Source organism: Anaerococcus obesiensis ph10 (genome assembly GCF_000311745.1).
Taxonomy (GTDB): domain Bacteria; phylum Bacillota; class Clostridia; order Tissierellales; family Peptoniphilaceae; genus Anaerococcus; species Anaerococcus vaginalis.
Map to the genome: position 1 here is coordinate 239,362 of NZ_HE978532.1, position 9,923 is coordinate 249,284.

Genomic DNA, 9,923 nt, shown 5'->3' on the forward strand with positions numbered 1-9,923 from the left:
CTGCCCATTTTCAAACCAATTACCTACTACTTTATTAATATTATATTTACCATCATTTTTTAAAAATTTTGCATCAGCACTATTTAATGCTGTTAGAATCGAAAAGTCGTCTTCATTTCTATCAATTTGCCCTAATATAATATTCTCTTTTATTGTCCCCTCATATTTCAAATAATCTTGAAATAATGAACTAATCTGTATTCTATAAGATTCTATTTCAATATCATCAAATTTCATCCCATTAATTAAAAACACACCTGAATCTGGACTATATAATCCAGCTAAAATTTTTAGAAGTGTACTTTTTCCTGAACCATTTTCCCCAATTATTGCAATTGATTCTCCTTTTTTTATCTTTAAAGAAATGTCTTGCAGAGCTAAACTATTATCATCATAAGAAAAGCTTATATTAGATAACGATATTACATTAATGTAGCATCTTGCTCTATTCTGTTCAAAATATCGTAAGTTTTATTATCTTCAAGTTTTTTTAAAGGCAAATCAGCACATTTTCCCATTACTTTCCTCATAGAAGAATAAGTAACTTCATTACTTAACCTTTGTAAATAGTAGTTTTTAATATTATCTACTATTACAGATATAAATTGTAAAGATAAATATATAAGTATAAGTATTATAATATTATCAAATCTAGTGGAATGAATTTGAATTATATTAATTATTGTTTGTCCTGATTTAAGAACTAAAAACGGAAAAACACCACTTACAATTGACAATATTATAGTAATCGCAAAAGAATTTTTATCTACTTCATAAATCATCTTGAATGCTATTTTTATACATTCAAGATGATTTATTTTATCCTTACCCATATATTTATCCTCTACTTCCCATTAAAATATTTATTGCTCTATTTTGTTATATGATTTTATACTTAGCAATAAATACAGAGCAATATTAATTAAAGCCATTATTACTAGAAACTTTGGAATCCATAAAATTTTACCTGGCAACTTAACAAATTCAAATTTTTGATACTGTTCAATTAAGCTATTTTCTGCAGTACCTAATCCCAAAGACGGCAAAAAATAAAATATTGATTTAAACAATTTTTTTCCATACAATAATGATGGAATAAAAAATAAAACACTCGATATGGCTGATGAAACCATAGAAACTTTTGAATTTATAGCGACAAATATTGACATCATTGAACTTGCAATAGTAAATAATATACTTAACAAAAATACACTTAATATAACTTTACCTATAGTTAAATTAGATATTGACAGTTGATTAAATAGTAACATTTGAAAAGATGAATCTAAACCATTAGTATAAAGATATTTAATAGTTCCATAATAAATAGATATATTTAATATCAAATAAAGCGATATAATACTTGCTAAGGCAAGTATCTTGCTGCAAATATATTTATTTCTTCCATTTCTAGTTGTTCTAAAAATTGAATCTAGGTAATTTTCTTTATCTTCAACAATGCATTGTGATGAAATCAATATACAAATTAATGATAATACCGTTATAAAAATATTTACGAAAAATAGTATATCTTCACTAAAATATCCTCCATAATAAAATGGTTTATTTACCTCTTTATATTTTTCTAGAGCAAATTCTGTTATCTTGTCATTGTCATATTTCTGTTTTATGTCCCTTTCCAATGCATCATAACAACTTTGATAAAAATTTAAATCTTTTTCTGTATCAAGTTCGTTTACATCAAGTAAACTTCCAGATGTTGTAATTGTATATGGGTATGTTATTACTCTTAATATAGGATCAAATTTCGATATATTTTTTTTAGCATCCTCTGATAAGTTTTCTCTACTGTTTACATTTTCATTATTTAATATTTCTTTATAAGATTTTACTACTTTAGTTATTTTATCTTCTGTCAAATAACCTTCAGAGGCTTTATTATCCTCATTAAAATGATCTATAGCCTCTTTTCCAAAATAGGTAATTGTATCACCAGAACTTATATCATCATATTGTACACTTCTATAAGTAATAAATGATATCAAAAAAGTAAAAAATAAACCCACGACCAAAAAAACTCTTACTGATTTTTTAGATAAAAATCTTTTTAGTTCCTGTAAATATATGTTCATAATCTATACCTCCCCTACAGCTTTGACAAAGCAAACTAGTCTTATTATTTATAATTAATATAGAAGCCCACAAAATATAGACTAAAATTTCTATATAGTGTGAGCCTCTATGATTCATCATTAATATGATGCTCTAAGAGTTTCTAAAGCGCGAACTCTGTTACCAGTTCTATATTCTCCTTATTTTATTTTTTTCATCCCACGATAAAATTGGATCATAATAATCTTTTAAAATCATTCTTTCTTCATAAGATTGTGGTCTTGTATATATGCTTTCATGTGGTCCATAATCTATGGAAGATGTTAATATGTTTATATTCTTAGGCAACCAATCGCATTCATTTAAATAAACTTGTATCTTATCATACTTATCCTCATAATCAGGTCCTTCGATTACCATGTTTAAGGTAATGTTTTCTTTATTATTATATTTTTCTGCTTCTAGGGTTATTAAGTCCATAATTACCTCCAATTTTTGAATACATCATTACTACTAAACTTGGTGAAATAATAATATATATTACAGCTGATATCATTATAAGACTTGATGAACTCATCCAATTTCCAAAAACATTTACAAAATTAAAATCAGCTATTTGATTTTGTAATGAATTGAGTAGTCCTACTCCTGAAGATGGAAAAATATAGTTTATAGCACTAATCATACCAATAGGAGAAATTATTGTTGGAAATACTGCTAATAAAATTGATTTCATTATGGATTCAACTTTTCTTTTACTTAATACAGAAATAATTAGTGTAGCAAGAATGGTTGAAATCAATATGATACTATTACAAATAAGCATATATTTATTAAACTGTCCAAAGTTCCAATTATGCAAACTTAAAGCACTAAACATCATCTGAACAGAAGTCTTTTTATACTCTGTTCCAAAAGCATAGTCTAATATAGAGCCTTGTATGAAGTTTCCTAAGAGCAAAGTTAATACCGAAATCGTAAGTATTGCTAGGATTTTATAGATGGCAAACTTTCTTCTGCCATATTTAGTTGTTTTAAATATATAATCTAAATCATTCTCACTATCTGACGAGAATATTGGAGCTGCTACTACAACCATTAAAATTATTATTATCGTATTATAAAATCCTCTATAATCATTTGCATCTGTACTATAATATCCATAATATTCATATGGAGTCTTTATTTTACTCAGTGCTTTTTCAGATTTTTCTATAATTTGATTCTGAGCTTTATTAGGATATTCATTTTCAATTACTTTATTTAGATAATCAAATACTTTATTGTAAAAATATTTGGTATCATTGATATCTATGCTTAAAACTGGAGGAAGGTTATTACTTTGAGAATCAGTGAATACTTCATTTACTTTCTTACTTATATGTTCTATAGGCATAAGCTTCTTTGTATTAATTTCAGGTTTTAATTCAGACCTATCAGTAACATTATATTCTCTTAGTATTTCTCTATATTTTTTTGTGCCATTATAAATTAAATCTTCTGTTATCTTTCCTGAATAAGGCTCTTTAGCTTTTTTAATATATTCTATTGCTTCTTTTCCTTTTAAATTTTTTACTTGATCTCCTTCTCCATAGGTAATTTTTGTAAAATTAATTGGAGCTATGGAAAGCAATATAGCAAGTAGTAATGAAAACAATATTATAATTTGATTTGATCTTATTGATAAAATCCTCTTTATCTCATTTAAGTAAATTTTCATTTTAATTCACCTTAAAACTTCTATCTTCTGGAAAGACCCATAAATAGAAGTCTTCTAGATGAGCTTTTGTTAATTTAGAATTATTTAAAACATCATCTTTATCTGATATGTATCTAATGAGTACGTTTCCATCATCTTGTTGTTTTACATTAACAACATTCAATTGTGTTTCTTTTTCTGCATATTCTCTATTTGATATAGATGCTTCGTATACCTTATTCTTAATTTTAGATATCAGTTCATCAGTTGTTCCAGAATATACAAATTTACCATCTTTCATAATTAAATTTGATGTTGATATATATTCAATATCAGAGACTATATGAGTCGAAAGCAAAACTATTTTATTTTTTGATATTTCCGTGATAAAATTTCTTAATTTTATTCTCTCACCAGGATCAAGTCCTGCTGTTGGTTCATCTAAAATTAATATTTTAGGATCATTTAAAATAGCTTGACATATTCCTACTCTCCTTCTCATTCCTCCTGAAAGCTTTACTACTTTTTTGTACTTGACATCAGATAAGTTTAATACTTCTAGGAGTTTATCAATCATTTCTTCTGTTTTGCTCTTGTCTATACCTTTTAAAGCAGCTACATATTGTAAAAATGAATTTACAGTAAACTCTGGAGCACAAATAAATTCTTGAGGTAAAAACCCTAACAAATTCCTATATTCTTCTCCTAATTTGTTGATTCTTTCCCCATTATATAAAATTTCGCCTTGACTCGGTGTACTAATTCCAGTGATCATTTTTATTAAAGTTGTTTTCCCAGCACCATTTGCACCTAAGAGTCCCCAAACACCTGGACATAACGTAGCTGATGCATTATCAACCGCTAATTTATCTTTAAATTTCTTACTTACGTTTTTAATCTCTAATTCCACTAAACTACCTCCTTTATCTTTTATGCTTCCTTATTAAAAAGTAAAAAATACATCTTCATGTTAGTGATAAAAATTTTACTCCTCTCTTCATGTTAGTGATAAAAATTTTACTCCTCTATGATTTTATTTTAATTGATACAATAAAAAAGTGTTTTAATATTCTATTGATTAATTCTTAAGATTTCATTAATTTTTAAAAAATAAAAAAACACCTTAATTATGTAGTTTTATACATAATTAAGGTGTAATCCTCATTTATTTTTTAATCTTACAATGACAATAACTTCATTATTAGAACTTTCTACCTCTATCTTACCCTCATGTAATTCAATAATTTCTTTTGCGATAGGTAAACCTAAGCCAGATCCCACTTTTTTTGAATTTCTTGCTAGATTTAATCTAGTAAATTTGTTAAACATATTTCTTATCTGCGCTTCTTCTAGTGTATCGGCCTTGTTAATAATTTTTAATATTACACACTTATACGTTTGATATATTTTAACTTTTATCTCTGTATTTGCATAAGAATATAAGATTGCATTTTTTAAAATATTCTCTAAGGCTCTTTTCATTTTATTTGGATCGACATTTACAAATATTGAGCCTTCACTTGAGATATTTATCTTATGATTATTCTCTTTCATCATAGGATAAAGCTCATCTCTTAATTGTATTAAAAAATATTCTAAATCAATTTTTTCTTTATGAATACTAAATTCACCATTATTTAATCTAGCAATTTCAAAAAATTGGTTTATAAGATCTTCTAATCCTAATGCTGTTTCTAATAATTGTCTAATATATTTCTCTCTTTGCTTATTAGGCAAGTCTTTCATTTCATCGAGCATTGATAAATATCCAATGATAGATGTCAAAGGAGTTCTTAAGTCATGTGCTAAGTAGGTGATTAAATCATTATCTTCATTTTCTCTTTTTTTAAGCGTATATTCTATCTCTTTTTGTTTAAATTTTAATCTATTTATGGAATCTTCTAAAGTTTTATAAGGAGTCGGGAAACTAACAATATTCGCATCCATATCGTCTATTTTTTTGCATAAGTCAATATAATCTTTCTCTAATTTTGAAAATTCTTTTATTATAATAATTAATATCCCCAATAATAAAATAACAAAAAAAATCAGATCCAATCTATTAACAAAAAATTCGTGTATTTCATTATTAAATCTAAAAATATTGCTATCTATTGCAAGCATACAACTCATTAGAATAAATAAAAATACCATAATTTTTATTACTATTTTTTTTAGTATATCTTTAAAATATTGATCTTTATCCAATTTTATACCCAACTCCCCATACAGTTGTTATTATATTGTTTTGCACTCCTAACTTTTCCCTAATATGCCTAATATGAACTGAAACCGTATTGTTTTTTATATAATATTCATCCGGATATATTTTATAGAATAAATCTTCGGATCCTAGTACTTCAGATTTTTTCTCTAGTAATGATTTTAAAATAATAAATTCAATAGGAGTTAAATCAATTTCCTGTCCATCAACTAAAACTTCTCTTGATTTGATATTTAAATCCACATTTTGATAAGTTAAAATATTTCCTGTACCTTCTTTAGTTTTTAAATTATAATTATTGTATCTTCTTAATTGAGCCTTTACTCTAGCAACTAACTCTCCAGGTAAAAATGGTTTAGTTACATAATCATCCGCTCCAAAGGTTAAGCCCTTAATTTTACTTGACTCATCATCTTTTGATGTAAGCATAACAATTGGATAATTAAAAGACTCTCTAATCTTTTTGCATAAATAATATCCATCTTTATCAGGTAACATAATATCTAAAATCGCTAAATCAAATTCTTCTTCCTTAATATATCTAATTGCTTCCTCTGAACATGTTGCCTTTTTTATAATATAATTTTCATTTTCTAGATATATCTCTATTAAATCTAAAATACTTTCATCATCTTCTACTACTAATACTGAGTAATTCATAACTAAATTTCCTCCATTTTAAATCTATCACTTTTGTCAAAACAACTTTAAAAAAATAAAGAAATTTTTTAAGTAAAAGAATCAAAAAGAATAATACAACATCCTTTTAATGAATTAAATCTATCTTTCTAAATTTCTTAAATCTATAATTTTTGATTTAATATACATTTCTTTCGTTGTTTATAAATGTCTACTTATAGATATTGTACCATTATTCTTTATCTCATTTCAATATCTATATCTACTATATTGATAATAGATTGTCTTTGCTGTCATCACATATACTATATCTTTTAAAAAGTTTTCGTCTGTTCTAGCCTTCTAATCATCTTTTCTTTTTCAGACTTCAAATCCAAAACATTTTAGCTTTGTTGGTTTAATAACTTTGAATTTTGTTGCATTTATTTTAATCCTAACTTCTTTTCTATACATTGGTTACTAAAACTATTACTCTATTTGCCACTACACTGTTTGCTACTGTTAGTATACTGTAATCTACATATCTAACCAACCTTAATATCATATTCATGTTCATCAAGTCAGGTCGTTCCTCTCTTCCACATATCTCCATGTGAAATTTCAGGATTGCTATGGAATTCGTCGACAAATACGCTGTTTAGGGACTTTCACCCCAGTATTGGAACTTGCCCCATCATACAATACAGTAAGCAGACAAAAACCTGCCCCCTATAATCTTTTACCTTTCTATGCTTTTATCATTTTTCTTCTTTTCATCCACTTTCATATCCCCTTTAGTCTTAAATTTCTTTAATTTCTCTATTGTTGATATTTTTGCTTTAGTATGCTCTTTAGCTTTTAATAACTTTGCAGAGTATACTTTTAGACTTGTGTATTCCTTATTATCTTTTCCTATGCTTTTTAGCTTGCTTTAGGTCTTTTTTAAATTTACTTGTAAACTTTATCTTATACTTCAAGGGCTTTCCTCAAGTCATCCATATTGTCATAGGATTTCACATTCGTATCTTTAGCTATCATTCTTCCTTCTTCAATCGCTTTTATAGTTTCATCACTTGGAACATTAAGTTTTAAATCAAAAGGAATGCCACTTTCTCTAATACTCGCCCTTAAAAACATGTTAATGGCAGTAGTCATATTTAAGCCTAGACTGGAGTAGATTTTTTCGGCAGCTTCTTTTATTTCTTTATCTGTTCGTATATTCAAATTTGTTGTAGCCATTTCCCCATCTCCTTTGACCTTATTATATAACTAAATTTGTGCGTAGTCAATACACTGTCATTATACTTGATACATTAATTTTACTGTTGATATTCTTCATTATCATACTTAAGTAAATCACCTGGTTGACAATCAAGCTCCTTACAGATGCTCGCTAAAGTGTTAAACCTTATACCTTTGGCTTTTCCAGTTTTTAATATTGATAAATTTGCTTCGGTTATCCCTATCCTTGCTGCAAGCTCTTTCGATGTCATATTTTTCTTTTTTAACACTTGATCTAGATTTATAATTATTTGATCTTTCATTTTCAAATTATACTTTCCGAATCTTCTTTTAAGGATTTTCCTGTATCAAATATAATCATTGATGAAAATGCTATAACCATCAAAATTATATTCGTTAAATAATCCTTAATAGTTAAATTAAAAACACTGCTAATATTGTCCACTTTAAGATAATTGAAAACTAGCTTAGAAATAATTTGACAAATCGTCAGAACTATAAGTGCTATTAATATATCTCTCGAATATTTTGAATTTAAGTCTGAAAAATAATCTTTCTTCTCTAAATTCACTAAAATCTTCTCAAATTTATCCAATGAGAAACCAGCAACAATGAATATCATAAGGGCACTCAAGCATGAATAAATAATAAAAGGAAGTGAAACTTCTTGTAGATTAAATTGATAAGATTCAACTTCTTGTATTACATCATCTTTAAAAATCAGAGTTAATACACTTCCAAGCAAGGTAAAACCTGCTCCTAAATATGAAATATATCTTAAAACCTTAGATAATATAATCGATATTTTAAAAATAAAACTCTTCATAACTTCTCCTCAACACTTTCGTTTATCTATTATCATCTACATCTTTCCATTCTTGTACTTTATCTTTCAGATCATTTAAATCTTCTTTAGAAAGTTCCAAGGTTAATGAAGATGGAATCATGGGCATTCCCTCCATTGTAATATATGGATAATTTTCATAAATATAAAAATCTATCTTTGTAACTTTTTTATCCTCTCTCTTGCTGGTTAATATGAAATGGTAAGACTCTATTGCGTCATCTGGTATTTCTTTAAAATAATTGTCGAAGTTTTTATCATTAATATTTGCTATGCTCATTCCTGTTAAATTGCCAAAGTAGTCTAAAACTTCTTGTTCTTCTGTTTCAACAATTTTTTTATTGTTAGAATCAAATATTTCAATCTTTTCTTCTTTTTTACTACTTGTTTGTTCTGTTGTAGTATTTGGACTACAAGAAGTTAAAACTATAGAAAAAACAAGAAAAATAGCCATTATTAAAAATTTTTTTCTCATGATAATCCTCCCTATTGAATTATTATAAAACGATAATTATCTTTGATTATTATTGTAAAACAATAATTGTAGTTTGTCAATATCATTTGTAATGACTTAAAACTTATCAAAGTCTTCTTGTGTAGCTACTTCTTTGTATTTATAATCATCATTATTCTTTTCTGTAAACATATCATTTACAAGTCCAATTGTTAGTAGAGATAAATCAGAAACAGAAAGACCAAGTTCCACTGCCCTTAGTAAAAACAAGGGTGTAGTCATTAGTCTTTCTGTTGGTCTAACTTTTTTTAGGGACTTCTTCTGACTTTATGTTTAGCCCCCATAATTCAATTATTTGAGGCAGAATTTTAAAACTCATTTAGAACTTTGTTAGAATCCGATTTTTACATCAAAACATTAGTTCTAAAAGTTCTGGAATAAGAACGATTTCTAAGTCCCCGTCATATCTCCATAGGCTGAACAATTTGTATAAGTATTGTTCATATCGTCCAGATTGAAGACTGCCGATATTTACCTCTCTTTACCTTTGCTATGCTCTTTCTTAGTTGACTTAGTTTTGTCATCTGTCTTAAAGCTTTTTATTTGACCTAATATGGACTTTTTATCCTTATCTTGACTCTTTACTTGTTCTTTTGCTTTTAAGAGCTTAGAAGACAAAATACGGACATTCTTATGTTCCTTTCCGTTGTTGTCAATGCTTGTTTTTACTTGACCAAATATTTTAACAAAATCTCCTTGTTTTAGGTTA

Annotated in this window: 13 protein-coding genes and 1 pseudogene; all 14 read right to left on the reverse strand. The window is 26.7% G+C overall.

Annotated elements, in window-relative coordinates; genetic code table 11:
- Positions 1–432: ATP-binding cassette domain-containing protein (locus HGAG_RS12135; protein WP_341871714.1), on the reverse strand; the 432-nt coding region annotated here is incomplete at its 3' end.
- On the reverse strand, positions 423–833 hold the full coding sequence (locus HGAG_RS12140) for an ABC transporter ATP-binding protein/permease (RefSeq protein WP_026074072.1): 411 nt from the start codon (positions 831–833) through the stop codon (positions 423–425). The genes HGAG_RS12140 and HGAG_RS12135, both read right to left, overlap by 10 nt.
- Positions 834–863: 30 nt before the next feature.
- The gene (locus tag HGAG_RS07190; RefSeq protein WP_019118524.1) at positions 864–2,093 is read right to left on the reverse strand and encodes an ABC transporter permease; all 1,230 of its coding nucleotides are present in this window, start codon (positions 2,091–2,093) and stop codon (positions 864–866) included.
- Between the two features lie 169 nt (positions 2,094–2,262).
- Positions 2,263–2,553, reverse strand: coding sequence for a hypothetical protein (locus HGAG_RS07195; RefSeq protein ID WP_004818854.1), 291 nt, complete (start codon positions 2,551–2,553; stop codon positions 2,263–2,265).
- On the reverse strand, positions 2,519–3,793 hold the full coding sequence (locus tag HGAG_RS07200) for an ABC transporter permease (RefSeq protein WP_019118525.1): 1,275 nt from the start codon (positions 3,791–3,793) through the stop codon (positions 2,519–2,521). The genes HGAG_RS07195 and HGAG_RS07200 overlap by 35 nt, the downstream gene beginning before the upstream one ends.
- 1 nt (position 3,794) lies before the next feature.
- Positions 3,795–4,682: an ABC transporter ATP-binding protein gene (locus HGAG_RS07205; RefSeq protein ID WP_012797171.1), complete on the reverse strand. Its 888-nt coding sequence runs from the start codon at positions 4,680–4,682 to the stop codon at positions 3,795–3,797.
- 251 nt (positions 4,683–4,933) lie between these two features.
- Positions 4,934–5,980: a sensor histidine kinase gene (locus HGAG_RS07210; RefSeq protein WP_026074073.1), complete on the reverse strand. Its 1,047-nt coding sequence runs from the start codon at positions 5,978–5,980 to the stop codon at positions 4,934–4,936.
- Complete coding sequence (locus HGAG_RS07215; protein WP_019118527.1) at positions 5,973–6,656, reverse strand: response regulator transcription factor; 684 nt, start codon at positions 6,654–6,656, stop codon at positions 5,973–5,975. Before HGAG_RS07215 ends, HGAG_RS07210 begins: the two co-directional genes overlap by 8 nt.
- A gap of 924 nt (positions 6,657–7,580) precedes the next feature.
- Positions 7,581–7,853 (reverse strand): type II toxin-antitoxin system RelB/DinJ family antitoxin, encoded by a 273-nt coding sequence (locus tag HGAG_RS07220; protein WP_004812197.1) that lies wholly within the window; start codon positions 7,851–7,853, stop codon positions 7,581–7,583.
- Between the two features lie 80 nt (positions 7,854–7,933).
- Positions 7,934–8,158 (reverse strand): helix-turn-helix domain-containing protein, encoded by a 225-nt coding sequence (locus HGAG_RS07225; RefSeq protein WP_026074074.1) that lies wholly within the window; start codon positions 8,156–8,158, stop codon positions 7,934–7,936.
- 2 nt (positions 8,159–8,160) lie between these two features.
- Positions 8,161–8,682: a DUF2975 domain-containing protein gene (locus HGAG_RS07230; RefSeq protein WP_019118529.1), complete on the reverse strand. Its 522-nt coding sequence runs from the start codon at positions 8,680–8,682 to the stop codon at positions 8,161–8,163.
- 22 nt (positions 8,683–8,704) lie between these two features.
- The gene (locus HGAG_RS07235) at positions 8,705–9,175 is read right to left on the reverse strand and encodes a hypothetical protein (RefSeq protein WP_019118530.1); all 471 of its coding nucleotides are present in this window, start codon (positions 9,173–9,175) and stop codon (positions 8,705–8,707) included.
- Positions 9,176–9,271: 96 nt separating this feature from the next.
- Positions 9,272–9,436, reverse strand: coding sequence for a hypothetical protein (locus tag HGAG_RS11650; RefSeq protein ID WP_004816339.1), 165 nt, complete (start codon positions 9,434–9,436; stop codon positions 9,272–9,274).
- A gap of 249 nt (positions 9,437–9,685) precedes the next feature.
- Positions 9,686–9,923, reverse strand: a pseudogene (locus tag HGAG_RS10825) (DNA-binding protein); the annotation flags it as partial.

Excerpts from the sequence above, each read along its gene's own strand:
- HGAG_RS07230 (WP_019118529.1), bottom strand. The coding sequence starts at position 8,682 with ATGAAGAGTTTTATTTTTAAAATATCGATTATATTATCTAAGGTTTTA.
- HGAG_RS11650 (WP_004816339.1), bottom strand. The coding sequence starts at position 9,436 with ATGACTACACCCTTGTTTTTACTAAGGGCAGTGGAACTTGGTCTTTCT.
- HGAG_RS07190 (WP_019118524.1), bottom strand. The coding sequence starts at position 2,093 with ATGAACATATATTTACAGGAACTAAAAAGATTTTTATCTAAAAAATCA.
- HGAG_RS12140 (WP_026074072.1), bottom strand. The coding sequence starts at position 833 with ATGGGTAAGGATAAAATAAATCATCTTGAATGTATAAAAATAGCATTC.
- HGAG_RS07220 (WP_004812197.1), bottom strand. The coding sequence starts at position 7,853 with ATGGCTACAACAAATTTGAATATACGAACAGATAAAGAAATAAAAGAA.
- HGAG_RS07235 (WP_019118530.1), bottom strand. The coding sequence starts at position 9,175 with ATGAGAAAAAAATTTTTAATAATGGCTATTTTTCTTGTTTTTTCTATA.
- HGAG_RS07195 (WP_004818854.1), bottom strand. The coding sequence starts at position 2,553 with ATGGACTTAATAACCCTAGAAGCAGAAAAATATAATAATAAAGAAAAC.
- HGAG_RS07215 (WP_019118527.1), bottom strand. The coding sequence starts at position 6,656 with ATGAATTACTCAGTATTAGTAGTAGAAGATGATGAAAGTATTTTAGAT.
- HGAG_RS07225 (WP_026074074.1), bottom strand. The coding sequence starts at position 8,158 with ATGAAAGATCAAATAATTATAAATCTAGATCAAGTGTTAAAAAAGAAA.
- HGAG_RS07200 (WP_019118525.1), bottom strand. The coding sequence starts at position 3,793 with ATGAAAATTTACTTAAATGAGATAAAGAGGATTTTATCAATAAGATCA.